The organism is Sporomusa sp. (assembly GCF_035561155.1).
Lineage (GTDB): Bacteria > Bacillota > Negativicutes > Sporomusales > Sporomusaceae > Sporomusa.
In genome coordinates this window covers 1-13,538 of record NZ_DATMYD010000036.1, presented here as the reverse complement: position 1 = coordinate 13,538, position 13,538 = coordinate 1, and the positions used below count along the sequence as shown (strand labels likewise).

The following is a 13,538-nucleotide window of genomic DNA, read 5'->3' as shown; positions in this document are numbered from 1 at the left end:
GGACAATAATCTGTAATGTTCGGAAAGACTTTAATTACTGCAATTATATATTCATTTTCAAATTAATTCAAAATTTAAATATTGTTTATTTTTATAATTCTTCCATAAACATAACTTAATCATTTTCTTTGCTCAGTACATCTTTAATAACTTGTTCTTCAGGCATAACTTTATCAGGCAGCTTTGCCTGCAGCGCTGCCAATAATTTATCGTTGGGTTTAAAGTAAAAACGCCTATTCTGCGTTTTTCCCTTATTGCCCGGCACAGTATAGGCTAATGTCCATACATCCCGCCCATCAAGCGCTGAATTAAAACGATAGGTGCGGCGAAACTTAAGGACTCCTATAAGCTGAGGTTTATAACGATATACTCCAAAAATATCCCGGTAAGGCACTTCATGAGTTACATTCCCTAACAAGCCGCGTTTGGTAAGCCTAAATACTTTTTTATCCATTTCATAAGTATATTTAGCAGACATTCGCTCAACAAGCACAAATAATACCAAGACTCCAGCCATTAATTCCAATGGCTGAAACAAGTTAAGGACGAACCATTTGTACAGTGAAAAAATAACAAAAACCGTAAAAGCCGTTACGGCTATTGTCATAACAATGAAGTTTTTTCTACTGGCCTCAGATTGCACTACTAATTTTTCCAAGTTAACTTAATCCTCCGTAAAACCTTGTAGTTGTTAATCTATAAAACAATACTTTATATTGCTTTATTCTCCTTAAGCTTACTAATCTCCTGTATACTGAGTCCCAAAAATCCTTGTAAAATTCTTCTGTATGTTGGCCGGAATTCGTGGTCCAAGAGCTGCTTTTATATTATGCACTAAATAAAATTATACAACAACAAAAAAAATAATAGGCCGGGCTATTATCCCGGCCTATCTCATACTGCAGACTAGAAATTAAGCAGTCCGAAGAATACATAACAAACGATAGCGCCAACGACCGACATGGCTAAGCCCCAGATCAGGAGTTTCCGGAACAGTTTAGCCTTGTCCTCGTGTTCACCAGCGCAGGCGATGCAAAGTGCACCAAGCGTGGAGAGCGGTGAGGTATCAACAAGGTGAGCACCAATGTTAATCGAGGAAATCATGGCAATCGGGTTACCGCCGCCAATTTCTTTGATAAGACCAGGAACCATGGGCAGGAACATCGGCATTACAACACCTGAAGAACTGGAGTAGGCTGAGATAATGCCAGGGATAAGTCCCAGCCAGAAGTTAATGCTGGTAGGATTGGAAATCGCACCAATCATCTTAACCATAGCATTTAAGCCGCCGGCTTGGTCCATAACATCGATAAGGACCGACACACCGCAAACCATCATAATAACGCCCCAAGGCATTACTTTAACCGAAGCTTTGCTATCGCCAGAACCTGCAAGCATCAATACGCCGGAAAGTATAAAGGCAACAGAGCCTACGTTCGAAAGCATGTTGGCAAGCCAAGCATTCGCTTTAAAGAAAGGTTTTAAGGCAGGTAATCCAGGAAGAACCACCATCAAAATCAGAACAAATACCATAGACAGAGTCAGCCATTGATGTTTATTGAACGGTTCAGGCTTCGGAGCCAGCTCATCAATATTCAGGCTAGCACCGCGTTGCTTTTGAATCCAAGCCCAGCCGCCAAGGAGGAAGAAACCGCCAACGTTAACAAGGCCTTGCGCAAGCTCCGAGTTAAAGTGGATTTTCCATGCCAGGCTGTTCAGTTGATCAGCCGGAATCCCCAGACCAGGAGCCATTTTGGCAATGATGCCGTTAGAAATAATACCAGTAGGAGCGAAAGGAGAGAAAGCGGCACCGTTAGCAGCACCTACAACTAGCAAGGTCATCAGGAATGCTGGCATTCCTACACGGGAAGCAATAGCCATAGCAACAGGAGCCATCAATGCGCAGCCTGCAATATTGCCAGGGCCGATTGTTGTTACAAATGTGGTCAATACATATACGATTAGGGGTATAAGGGCTGTGTTACCTTTACAAAGGCGAACAGAATATGAGGTTAACTTCTCCATTGTTCCGTTTGTTTGAGCCATACCGAACATGAAGGTTACACCAACAAGTATCATAAATAAGCTCAATGGGAACGAGCCCATAACTTTAGCACCAGTCAGACCGCCCCATACACCACCAACAATAATGGCGAAACCAATGCTGAGGAAACCTACGTTTAAGTCTTCGTTAACGCAGCTGATAATTACTACAATTGCTAGAGCTACCATAGACATTATTGCTGCCAAGGAAATTTCCATTTACAAATCCTCCCCACGTCATAAATTCGTTTGATAGTGGATCACTGATAAATCGCAAGCAATTTCTTATAATATTCCACACTTGTGCCGGCTCAATACCCCCTTTCGGCAACAATTTCTTATTTCACAATAATTAACTAAATACACACTTGTCTGAAAAATTCATGCAAAAAAAATTACATCCTTATCGCTGTTAATTTCTACAATAAAAGATATAATCCTCCTTATTTCGACTCAGTTCGATATTTTTTGCTAAAAGTTTGGTGAAAATAATAAGACGGAAGAGGGAGAAGCCCTCCCCCGTCTTGTTTATTCTGTTTTATAACCCAAGGATACCAAAGGCCACATAGCACACTACAGCGCCGACTACAGCCATAGACAAACCCCACAACATGAGATTTCTAAACAATTTAGCTTTGTCTTCATGTTCAGCTGCACAGGCAATACAGAGTGCGCCTAGAGTTGACAGCGGTGAGGTGTCAACAATGTGAGAGCCGATGTTAATTGACGAGATAAGCGCTACAGGATTACCGCCGCCAATCTGCTGAATGATGCCTGGAACCATGGGTAGGAACATAGGCATTACCACACCTGACGAGCTCGAATACGCCGAGATAAGGCCGGTAATGAAACCTAATACACCGTTAACGGTGGTCGGATTAGAAACAACAGCAATCATCTTAACGAGAGCGTTCAAGCCGCCAGCCTGATCCATGATGTCAATCAGAACAGACATACCGCACACCATAAGAATTACGCCCCATGGCATGGCCTTAACAGCTTTGGCGTCATCGGCTATGCCGAGCAGCATAAATAGTGCGCCAATACCGAAGGCGACTGCGCCGACATCCCATTTTAGAACAATTACTGAAAGTACTAACGCACCGATACCGACTAAGGTAGACCATTGCTTGGAGGTAAACGGTTCAGGTTTAGGAGCAATTTCATCGATGTTAAGTGCTGATGAACCGCCCTGCTTTCGCATCCAAGCCATACCGCCGAGCAAGAAGAAACCACCGAAGTTTACTAAGCCTTGCACAATTTCCGAGTTAAAATGCACTTTCCAAGCCAAACTATTAAGTTGGTCAGCAGGTATCCCTAGACCTGGCGCCATCTTGGCAATGATACCATTTGAGATAATACCTGTTGGCGCAAAGGGCGAAAAAGCTGCACCATTTGCGGCACCGACCACTAATAATGTCATGGCAAAAGCCGGCAGGCCAATACGGCCGGCAATTGCCATAGCTACCGGCGCCATAAGCGCAGTAGCGGCAATGTTTCCAGGGCCAATTGTTGTAACAATTGTGATAAGAACAAACAGGATAAGTGGAATTAAGGCAGTATTACCTTTTGCTAAACGCACAGCATAAGCACTAAATTTCTCCATTGTGCCGTTTACCTGCGCGCAGGCAAACATGAAAGTAACACCAATTAAGATCATGAACAGTCCGACCGGCCAGCCTTTAAAGATGGCAGCGACTTTCATGCCGGAGAATACTATGCCAACAAGTAACGCGGAAGCAATACCAAGAATACCAACATTCATTTCCTTAAAGCAGGAAATGAGAACTACGATGGCCAGCGCAATAATTGACGCCAGCGCAGCGGTACTGATCTCCATAAAGTTTCTCTCTCCCTATTGCATATAGTAGTCCAGCTAAACTATGTCTTTTTCTTCAGCAAGAGAATTAAACAGACGAATTCAGGTGCATACGGGCATGTTCGCTGGTATTATCTAGATTTCTATTCTTCGTCGTCTTCGTCTTCGTCTTCTACAGGCGCAGGAAATGCGGCATGTAGAGCCTTAGTGGCTCCAATGAACACGGCGATAACTGCAAACATAGTCGGCAAAGCAATTACCATCAGAGTTATAGCTTTTGAAGTTGCACTTTCCATTTATTTACCTCCCCTATTTCGCCAGTGCCGGAATCAGGGCGAGTACCAAACCGCCGGCCACAACAGATGCAACCTGTCCGGCAACGTTTACCCCAATAGCATGCTGGATGATGAAGTTAGTGGGATCTTCTTTAAGAGCCATTTTGGCAATTACGCGGCCAGACATTGGGAAGGCCGAAATACCGCAAGCACCAATCATAGGATTAATTTTAGTCGGGCTGAAAGTGTTTAAGAGCTTAGCGAAGAGTACGCCGCCAGCAGTATCAAACACGAAGGCTACAGCGCCCAGGCACATGATCAGGAGAACATCGTAAGTCAGGAAGCGGTCTGCAGACATGGTGCCGCCGATGGTGATACCAAGTACCAGGGTAACTAGATTAGCAAGTTCGTTTTGAGCGGCATTGGAGAGGTTTTCAACGGCGCCGCTTTCCTTCAAGAGGTTGCCGAACATTAGGCTGCCGATAAGAGCAACAGAGATGGGAGCAACAATACCGGCGATAATTACAATCATAATCGGGAATAAAAATTTAGTGGTTTGGGAAACAGGTTCTTCTCCCTCAAAACCCATCTTAATCTTACGTTCACTCTCAGTAGTCAACGCTTTAATAACAGGCGGCTGAATTACCGGAACCAGTGACATGTAGCAATATGCGGCAACAGACAGAGGTCCTAACAGTTCTTGGGCAAAACGGCTGGCTACATAAATTGTGGTCGGGCCGTCAGCGGCACCGATAATACCGATAGATGCAGCATGTTCAAACGAGAAACCTACAAAAGTTGCGCCAATTGCAGTAGCAAAAATACCAAACTGTGCGGCAGCGGCAAACAGCATTACCGATGGACGACGGATTAGCGGCGTAAAGTCGCACATTGCACCAATGGCAATAAAGATAAGTACAGGGAACAGTTCGTTAGCAATACCCGCATTGTAGAGAACAATGAGAAAACCTTCCTCACCAGGAACATTTGAAATTGCAGAAGAGTGCGGAATATTGGCCAGAACTGCACCAAAGCCGATAGGCAACAGGAGCGACGGTTCATAGTCATGCTTTACGGCAAGATAGATCAACAGGGAGCCGACAAGCCACATAACCACATGTTTCCAGGAAAGACCAATGAAACCCATAAGAAGTTCGTCGAGCCACGGATATTGGTGAATCAATGCTTCCATGTGTATTTTGTACCTCCTAAGATATGTTTGTGAAAAATCACATTACCAATGATAGTAAACTTTACATAATTAATCAACAGGATATATTAGGGAATAGTGCGGCGCTAGCTGTGCCGCACTAATTCCGCCTTGGAAGAATTAGCCGAGAACGGCCATAACCTCACCTGGTTTAACGTTTTGTCCTGCAGTTACGTTAATGGACTTAATAGTACCATTAGCAGGAGCGCCAATTTCATTTTGCATTTTCATGGCTTCAAGAATAAGGATAACATCACCCTTCTTGACCTGTTGACCGGCTTTAGCAATAACTTTTGATACTTTACCAGGCATTGGAGCATTTACAGGGGTGTCACCGGCAGAAACTTGAGCCGGTGCTGCTGCTGCGGCTTTAGGAGCCGGAGCTGCTGCTGGGGCGGCTGCAGGAGCAGCAACTGCTGCAGGGGCTGCGGCCGGACGTGGTTGGGCGGAAACAGCGCCACCTACTTCTTCTACTTCAACCTCATAGGTATTGCCATTAACTGTTACATTAAATTTTTTCATTCTAACAGACCTCCATTCATTGATGGTGTTCTATATTTGCCTAGGCAAACTGACGGCTATCCATAATCTTTTGCCGTCCGACATTTGCCCACTGATTGCCGGTGCGGGTAATCCTGACGGCTAGGTTGCCGGTACCCATCATGGCATAGATGCTAGCGGTAATGGCGGCAACAACTTCAGGACTAACCCCCTGAGCTTCTACAGCCATTGAAGTTTCATCTGTAGTTTCAGTTGCTGCTGCGACTGATTTTTTCTTCTTTTTCTTAGCCTTAGGCGGCTCAGGCTTGCCGAATAATGAGTCAAAAAAGCCCACGTTAACTATCCCCTTTCTTTCCCTTACGGAAGTTTAAGCGAGAGAATTATAGCGGAATATTGCCGTGCTTTTTAGCCGGACGCTGTTCGCGCTTAGAAGCCAGCATATTGAGCGCAGTAATAATCCGCGGACGGGTTTCTTTCGGCTCGATAACTTGGTCAACAAAACCGCGCTCTGCCGCTTTATACGGAGTCGCGAAGTCTTCAACATATTTTGCAGTTTTGGCTTCAGCTTCAGCATCGCCACGGAAAATGATATTAGCAGCGCCAGCTGGGCCCATAACAGCGATTTCAGCAGAAGGCCAAGCAAGAACTTGGTCAGCGCCCAAATCTTGAGAGCACATAGCCAAATATGAACCGCCGTAAGCTTTACGAGTAATAACTGTAATTTTAGGTACAGTCGCTTCAGAATAAGCATACAGCATTTTAGCGCCATGACGAATGATGCCGCCATATTCTTGATCAGTGCCAGGCAGGAAGCCAGGAACGTCAACAAGGTTAACAAGTGGCAGGTTGAAAGCATCGCAGAAACGGATAAATCTTGAGGACTTGTCCGAAGCATTGATGTCAAGGCAACCGGCCATAACATTAGGCTGGTTAGCAATAATACCTACTGGCTGACCGTCAAAGCGGGCGAAACAGGTAATGATGTTTTGCGCGTAATGAGCAAGAACCTCATAGAATTCGCCATTATCTACAACAGACTTAATAACATCTTTCATGTTATATGGCTGATTGGGGTTGTCAGGTAAAAGGGTATTAAGCCCTTCGTCCATTCGGTTGGCATCATCGCCAGTGTCAACAATAGGAGCATCGTCCATGTTGTTGCTTGGCAGGAAGCTTAAGAGATAACGAACTTGCTGCATGCAGTCATCGTCATTTTCAGTTGCGAAATGAGCCACACCAGAAGTTGAGTTGTGAGTCATAGCGCCGCCTAATGCTTCTGCAGTCACTTCTTCAGCGGTTACTGATTTAATAACCTGCGGTCCAGTAATAAACATCTGGCTGGTATTTTTCACCATGTAAATAAAGTCAGTAAGTGCCGGTGAATACACTGCACCACCTGCGCATGGTCCCATGATAACCGAGATCTGCGGGATTACGCCCGAAGCCAGGGTATTTTCATAGAAGATCTTGCCATAGCCGGACAGAGCATCAACGGCTTCTTGAATCCGCGCACCGCCTGAATCGTTGATACCAACTAAAGGAGCGCCCATTTTGAGAGCCAGCTTTTGTACTTTTACAATTTTAGCAGCATGCATTTCGCCCAGTGATCCACCAATTACGGTAAAGTCTTGAGCAAATACATAGACTAAACGGCCCTCAACTGTGCCATAGCCAGTTACTACGCCTTCTCCTGGAGCTTCTTCTTTCTCCATACCAAAATTGGTGCAGCGATGACGAACAAATTGATCAAGCTCAACAAATGTTCCAGGGTCTAATAGTTTTTCTACGCGTTCACGGGCAGTAAGCTTACCGGAAGCATGTTGCTTTTCGATACGCTTTTGACCGCCGCCTAATTTCACTTTTTCCTGGCGTTTTTTCAGATCCTCAATTTTTTCTTGGATTGTAGCCATTTAGAAAAACACCTCCATTACTTGGAAACTGAATGTTCCTTATTAGACTGTTCAGAAATGCGCAGCTGCTAGACGCACCGGAAGACGCTGTAGCGCCGCGTACACGGATGTACGCAAGCAAAGCGTCTGAGGAGCGGCAACACAGATGGGCGTTTATGAACATGTCTACTTTCTCTCAGAAAGCTCGAGCAGGATGCCGCCGGTAGCTTTCGGATGAACAAAAGCAATGCTAGCACCACCGGCACCATAGCGCGGTGATTCATCGATCAGGCGAACACCTTGTTCTTTGAGGTCAGCCAGAGCAGCCTCAATGTTGTCAACTCGAAGGGCAACATGCTGAATGCCTTCGCCGTTTTTCTCGATGAATTTAGCAACCGGGCCATCGGGAGAAGTTGATTCAAGCAGCTCAACTTCGCTGTCGCCACAAGGAATAAAGCAAACTTTTACTTTTTGCTGTTCGACAACTTCTTCGCCCATCGCAGTCATACCAAGCACTTCTGTGTAAAACTTCTTAGCTTGCTCCATATCTTTTACTGCAATACCGATGTGGTCAACTCTAAGAACTTTGAATTTGCGGGCATTTACGCCGCAGTTACAATCTTGGCACATATCAAATACCTCCTGTTAAAAATTCGATTGATTAATCCAATCTATATACATGATACCATATTTTAATATCAGGTACTATATTTTTCCAGCGGCTTGCGATCAGTTTTTCCTATTAAGCGCCATAGGCATTCCGTATTATCGTAGAGTTTGGCGCAATATGTCAGTCACAACAGTATAGGGATCTTTTTCCCGCTTTTCAACTGCAGCAACTAGAGAATCAAAATTGCCGCCAGTTGTGACATTTCTCAGCACATACCGGCCAATTTGTTCATCGAGTAAAGCAAGCAGTTCATTTCTTGTCCGTTCGGTACGCCGAACAGCTAACTGTCCTGTTTGCTGAAGATGGTTAATATGGTCTTCAACAGCGGCTATGAGCTCAGCAATGCCTTCGCCTTTGCTGGCTACTGTCCGTTTTACCGGCGGCCGCCAGTCAACCATGGTTTGATTCAAGTCAAGCATCATTTCGATTTCGGTATTTAACCGCTCGACCCCATCCCGGTCCGCTTTATTAATAGCAAAAACATCCGCAATTTCCAAAATACCGGCTTTGATTGCCTGAATATCATCACCAAGGCCAGGCACTAATACAACAATAGTAGTATCAGCGGCCTTAATGACATCGACTTCAGACTGACCAACACCTACTGTTTCGATAAAAATAATATCTTTGCCAGAAGCGTCCATTATTTTGGCAGCTTCTGCTGTCTTACGTGACAAACCGCCCAAACTGCCTCTAGTTCCCATACTCCTGATGAAAACACCTTCATCAAGAGTAAGTTCGTTCATCCGGATACGGTCACCTAAAATAGCGCCGCCGGAAAAGGGACTAGTCGGATCAACAGCAATGATTCCAACTGTTTTTCCCTGACGACGGTATTCTTTGGCTAATTTATCAGTAAGTGTGCTCTTACCAGCACCGGGAGGGCCGGTAATACCAATAACATGAGCCTTGCCGGTGTGGGGATAGAGTTTTTGCATGATCTCGGCTGCTTCATCATATTCGTTTTCCACAGCGGTGATGGCGCGGGCCAGGGCCCGTTTGGACCCCGCCAGCACTTCTTCTACAATATTCATTCTATATCACCTGCACAGTTACACAATGACAAGCTATTATTTTGCGTTGGTTTTAATAAACTCAACGATGCTGCCAGTCGGGGTACCTGGGGTAAACACCTCGGCTACACCGGCGGCTTTCAATCCAGCGATGTCAGCGTCAGGAATAACTCCACCGCCAACAATCAGTACATCACTCATACCTTTTTGTTTGCACATTTCAACAATGCGTGGGAAAAGGTGATTGTGGGCACCAGATAACAGACTTAAGGCTACAACATTTACGTCTTCTTGCAGAGCTGCTTCAACAATTTGCTCAGGAGTCTGGCGAAGACCGGTATAAATTACCTCAAAGCCGGCATCGCGGAGAGCGCGGGCTACGACTTTGGCGCCGCGGTCATGACCGTCCAGGCCAGGCTTTGCTACCAATACTCTAATACGTTTTTCCATCGTTGTCCCTCCTACTCAGCTTATAGGCTTACATGCGCTTCGTATTCACCGAACACTTTGCGCATTACGCCACAGATTTCTCCAAGGGTTGCATAGACTTTAACGGCATCAAGAATAAGCGGCATAAGATTAGCATTCTCATCTTTGCAGCCTGCTTCAAGTGCAGCAAGTTTCGCTTCAACTGCGCCGTTATCGCGGCGAGCTCTAAGGTCAGCCAGTTTTTTCTTTTGCAGTTCGCCAACAGAAGAGTCAACACGGAGCAAGCCTTCAACTGGTTTTTCTGCAACTTGGAACTGGTTAACACCAACGATAATGCGTTGTTTGCTCTCCACTTCCATTTGCCATTTATAGGCACTTTCTTGAATTTCACGCTGAATGTAGCCTTTTTCAATAGCCACAACTGCGCCACCCATATCGTCGATTTTGCCGATATATTCCCAAGCTTCTTTTTCAATTTGATTGGTAAGAGCTTCGATATAGTAAGAACCGGCTAGTGGATCAACTACGTCAGCTAAGCCGCTTTCGTAGGCCACAATTTGTTGGGTACGAAGGGCAACGCGTACCGAATCTTCGGTAGGCAGAGCCAGCGCTTCGTCTTTGGAGTTTGTATGAAGAGACTGAGTACCACCAAGTACGGCTGCAGCAGTTTGAAGAGCAACGCGAACAACGTTGTTGTCAGGCTGCTGGGCAGTAAGCATGGAACCGGCAGTCTGGGTATGCACACGAAGCATCCATGACTTGGGGTTAGTAGCGCCGAAACGCTCTTTCATTACTTTAGCCCATACACGACGGGAAGCGCGGAATTTAGCTACTTCTTCAAGTACGTTATTGTGAGCATTCCAGAAGAAGGACAGACGTCCAGCGAAGTCGTCAACGTTTAAGCCAGCTTTGATAGCAGCGTCAACATAGGCGATGCCGTCAGCAATAGTAAATGCAATCTCCTGCGAAGCGGTGGAACCAGCTTCACGGATATGGTAACCTGAAATCGAAATCGTGTTCCAGTTAGGAACATTTTTCGAGCAATATTCAAAGATGTTGGTAATAAGACGCATGGAAGGTTTAGGCGGGAATATATAGGTACCACGAGCAGCGTATTCTTTAAGAATATCGTTTTGGATGGTACCGTTCAGTTTATCCGGGCTAACACCTTGTTTTTCGGCAACGGCGATATACATAGCCAAGAGAACGGATGCAGGAGCATTGATGGTCATTGAAGTCGATACTTTGCCAAGGTCAATGCTGTCAAACAAGATTTCCATATCAGCCAGCGAGTCAATGGCTACGCCTACTTTACCAACTTCACCTTCAGAGATGGCGTCGTCAGAGTCATAACCGATTTGGGTCGGCAGGTCAAATGCGCAAGACAGACCAGTACCACCCGACTCTAAGAGGTAACGATAACGCTTGTTGGACTCTTCGGCAGTTGAGAAGCCGGCATACATACGCATAGTCCAGAAACGTCCACGATACATGGTAGGCTGTACGCCGCGTGTGAACGGGTATTGCCCTGGGAAACTGAGATCTTTTTCATAATCAAGACCTTCAATATCAAGCGGAGTATAAAGCCTGTTATGAGACAGGTTTTTGCGCTCTGGAAATTTGGCGAGTGATTTTTCCACCTTGCCGGTGTACTCAGCCATTTTTTCTTTCAAACTATTCGTGTTAGCTGTGCACATATTCTAATTCCTCCTTTAAGTATGTATTCCTTGGTGCAACTGAAAGACTAGCCGGAAAGCTGTCTTTCTATTTTATCCGATGACTAACCCGCTCTAAGACTCCCTCGGGAGTTAAGAGCGGCTAAGTCCCTGGATAAGGGCGACTAACCTTCAGGCGGAGTTAAAACCCCGTCTGAAGCTAAGTCTACTTTATTTTCATACTGCCTGTTTCCAGGAAGCGAGTATGCCAGGAAAGAGCTTCGCTGATGATATGCGGAGTGTGCGCATAGCCTGTAGCTTTCTCAGCCCGTTCAAGGTAATCCATGAGCATTGGCTGATAATCAGGGTGTGCGCAGTTATTGATGATAACCCGGGCCCGTTCTTTAGGACTTAAACCGCGGATATCAGCAACGCCACGCTCAGTAATAAATACATCAACGTCATGTTCGGTATGATCAAAGTGTGAGCACATAGGAACGATGGAAGAAATATCGCCTTTTTTAGCAATCGAATTCGTAAAGAAGAAGGTCAGGTAGGCATTGCGGGCAAAGTCGCCTGAGCCGCCAATCCCGTTCATCATCTTGGTGCCCATGATATGGGTGGAGTTAACATGACCAAAGATATCGAATTCAATGGCGGTATTCATAGCAATTACGCCGATACGGCGCGCCACTTCCGGGCTATTGGCAACCTCTTGCGGCCGCAGAATAATCTTTTTGCGATATTCGCCAATATTAGCGTACAATCGCTTTAAGCCGTCAGGTGAGGGTGTGATTGAAGTGCCTGAAGCAAAAGTCAACTTTCCGGCATCAATAAGATCAAACATGCCGTCTTGAATAACTTCTGTATATACAGTAAGGTTTTCAAAATCAGAATTAGCTAAACCAGCGACAACGGCGTTGGCGACTGAACCTACACCTGATTGCAGCGGCAGCAGGTTCTCAGGCATACGCCCTGCTTGAATTTCCTGCTTAAGGAATTCAATGAGATGTCCAGTCATAGCCCGGGCGTCATCATCAATGGCTGCCAGCGGACGCACATCGTCCTTAATGTCACAAGGAACTATGTAAGCGATTTTTTCTGGGTCGCAAGGTATATAAGGGGTACCAATACGGTCATCTGCTTTCACAAGTGGTATTGGTTGACGATGGGGGGGATCAAGCGGCACATATACGTCATGCATGCCCTCAAGTTCAAGCGGTTGACTTGTATTGATTTCAACAATAACAAAATCAGCGCTTTGAACAAATGAAGCCGAGTTGCCAAGCGAAGTTGTCGGCACAATATGGCCCTCTTCGGTAATCGCACAAGCCTCAATTATCGCGACATCCACTTTTCCACCCAAGAAACCGTAACGCGACATTTGCGCCACATGACTTAAGTGAAGATCTGTGTACTGAATAGTACCGTTATTAATGGATTTTCTAATGCTGTCGTTAGTTTGATACGGCAAGCGTTTTGCAATACCCTTGGCATCAGCCAAAGCGCCATCAAGTTCTTTGCCTACAGAGGCACCTGTCCAAAGGTTTACTTTGAAGTTCTCTTGCTTCATTCTCTCTGCCAGCGCAAGTGGTACTGCCTTTGGATAGCCTGCAGGCGTAAAACCACTAGCACCAATATTCATTCCTGGCTTGATACTGGCAGCCGCTTGCTCTGCGCTTACAATTTTGGACTGCAGAGCTTTGTTTCTGACACGGTCTTTAATGTCAATCATTGCGTACTCTCCCTTCGAATCGGTAATTTTATATAAATTTAGGGATAATCATTGTTATTATTCGGGAAACTGCAAAAATTATTCTACCCTAGACAACGCAAGGGCAACAAAAAAGCACCTATTGGTTTATTTTGCACTGAACAAAACAAACCCAGGTGCGCACTTACTAAAGTATCCATTACCGGTTGGGCAACAGACCATAAGGGCGTAGTTTGCAGATATACTTTCAGAAAGCAAGAGCGCTGTCTGTCTGTATAATTATAGATTAATACTATAATTATATTGTTTTATACTATAGG

Annotated in this window: 13 protein-coding genes; all 13 read right to left on the bottom strand. The window is 45.3% G+C overall.

The annotated features are described in order from the left end of the window. Window positions 1-115: 115 nt before the first annotated feature. Window positions 116-658 (bottom strand): hypothetical protein, encoded by a 543-nt coding sequence (locus VN447_RS05305; protein WP_325523567.1) that lies wholly within the window; start codon window positions 656-658, stop codon window positions 116-118. Between the two features lie 248 nt (window positions 659-906). Then, window positions 907-2,262, bottom strand: a complete 1,356-nt coding sequence (locus VN447_RS05300; RefSeq protein ID WP_325523565.1) for an SLC13 family permease — start codon at window positions 2,260-2,262, stop codon at window positions 907-909. A gap of 319 nt (window positions 2,263-2,581) precedes the next feature. Further along, complete coding sequence (locus VN447_RS05295) at window positions 2,582-3,883, bottom strand: SLC13 family permease (RefSeq protein ID WP_325523563.1); 1,302 nt, start codon at window positions 3,881-3,883, stop codon at window positions 2,582-2,584. Between the two features lie 122 nt (window positions 3,884-4,005). Beyond that, window positions 4,006-4,158: a hypothetical protein gene (locus VN447_RS05290; protein ID WP_325523561.1), complete on the bottom strand. Its 153-nt coding sequence runs from the start codon at window positions 4,156-4,158 to the stop codon at window positions 4,006-4,008. Window positions 4,159-4,171: 13 nt separating this feature from the next. Then, window positions 4,172-5,329: a sodium ion-translocating decarboxylase subunit beta gene (locus VN447_RS05285; protein ID WP_325523559.1), complete on the bottom strand. Its 1,158-nt coding sequence runs from the start codon at window positions 5,327-5,329 to the stop codon at window positions 4,172-4,174. Between the two features lie 138 nt (window positions 5,330-5,467). Then, a complete protein-coding gene (locus VN447_RS05280; protein WP_325523557.1) occupies window positions 5,468-5,869 on the bottom strand; it encodes a biotin/lipoyl-containing protein in 402 nt (133 codons plus the stop codon). Between the two features lie 40 nt (window positions 5,870-5,909). After that, complete coding sequence (locus tag VN447_RS05275) at window positions 5,910-6,182, bottom strand: OadG family transporter subunit (protein ID WP_325523555.1); 273 nt, start codon at window positions 6,180-6,182, stop codon at window positions 5,910-5,912. A gap of 46 nt (window positions 6,183-6,228) precedes the next feature. Further along, on the bottom strand, window positions 6,229-7,758 hold the full coding sequence (mmdA, locus tag VN447_RS05270) for a methylmalonyl-CoA decarboxylase subunit alpha (protein WP_325523553.1): 1,530 nt from the start codon (window positions 7,756-7,758) through the stop codon (window positions 6,229-6,231). A 165-nt stretch (window positions 7,759-7,923) separates the two neighbouring features. Then, on the bottom strand, window positions 7,924-8,367 hold the full coding sequence (mce, locus tag VN447_RS05265) for a methylmalonyl-CoA epimerase (protein ID WP_084576195.1): 444 nt from the start codon (window positions 8,365-8,367) through the stop codon (window positions 7,924-7,926). Between the two features lie 135 nt (window positions 8,368-8,502). Beyond that, entirely contained in the window at window positions 8,503-9,441 is a 939-nt protein-coding gene (gene meaB, locus VN447_RS05260) for a methylmalonyl Co-A mutase-associated GTPase MeaB (protein WP_325523549.1), read from the bottom strand. Between the two features lie 36 nt (window positions 9,442-9,477). Beyond that, window positions 9,478-9,870 (bottom strand): cobalamin B12-binding domain-containing protein, encoded by a 393-nt coding sequence (locus VN447_RS05255; RefSeq protein ID WP_325523547.1) that lies wholly within the window; start codon window positions 9,868-9,870, stop codon window positions 9,478-9,480. Window positions 9,871-9,890: 20 nt separating this feature from the next. Beyond that, on the bottom strand, window positions 9,891-11,510 hold the full coding sequence (locus VN447_RS05250; RefSeq protein WP_414714882.1) for an acyl-CoA mutase large subunit family protein: 1,620 nt from the start codon (window positions 11,508-11,510) through the stop codon (window positions 9,891-9,893). 220 nt (window positions 11,511-11,730) lie between these two features. Further along, window positions 11,731-13,239: an acetyl-CoA hydrolase/transferase family protein gene (locus tag VN447_RS05245; RefSeq protein WP_325523543.1), complete on the bottom strand. Its 1,509-nt coding sequence runs from the start codon at window positions 13,237-13,239 to the stop codon at window positions 11,731-11,733. Between the last annotated feature and the right edge of the window lie 299 nt (window positions 13,240-13,538).

Excerpts from the sequence above, each read along its gene's own strand:
- VN447_RS05300 (WP_325523565.1), bottom strand. The coding sequence starts at position 2,262 with ATGGAAATTTCCTTGGCAGCAATAATGTCTATGGTAGCTCTAGCAATT.
- VN447_RS05295 (WP_325523563.1), bottom strand. The coding sequence starts at position 3,883 with ATGGAGATCAGTACCGCTGCGCTGGCGTCAATTATTGCGCTGGCCATC.
- VN447_RS05290 (WP_325523561.1), bottom strand. The coding sequence starts at position 4,158 with ATGGAAAGTGCAACTTCAAAAGCTATAACTCTGATGGTAATTGCTTTG.
- VN447_RS05285 (WP_325523559.1), bottom strand. The coding sequence starts at position 5,329 with ATGGAAGCATTGATTCACCAATATCCGTGGCTCGACGAACTTCTTATG.
- VN447_RS05280 (WP_325523557.1), bottom strand. The coding sequence starts at position 5,869 with ATGAAAAAATTTAATGTAACAGTTAATGGCAATACCTATGAGGTTGAA.
- mmdA (WP_325523553.1), bottom strand. The coding sequence starts at position 7,758 with ATGGCTACAATCCAAGAAAAAATTGAGGATCTGAAAAAACGCCAGGAA.
- mce (WP_084576195.1), bottom strand. The coding sequence starts at position 8,367 with ATGTGCCAAGATTGTAACTGCGGCGTAAATGCCCGCAAATTCAAAGTT.
- meaB (WP_325523549.1), bottom strand. The coding sequence starts at position 9,441 with ATGAATATTGTAGAAGAAGTGCTGGCGGGGTCCAAACGGGCCCTGGCC.
- VN447_RS05255 (WP_325523547.1), bottom strand. The coding sequence starts at position 9,870 with ATGGAAAAACGTATTAGAGTATTGGTAGCAAAGCCTGGCCTGGACGGT.
- VN447_RS05250 (WP_414714882.1), bottom strand. The coding sequence starts at position 11,510 with ATGGCTGAGTACACCGGCAAGGTGGAAAAATCACTCGCCAAATTTCCA.
- VN447_RS05245 (WP_325523543.1), bottom strand. The coding sequence starts at position 13,239 with ATGATTGACATTAAAGACCGTGTCAGAAACAAAGCTCTGCAGTCCAAA.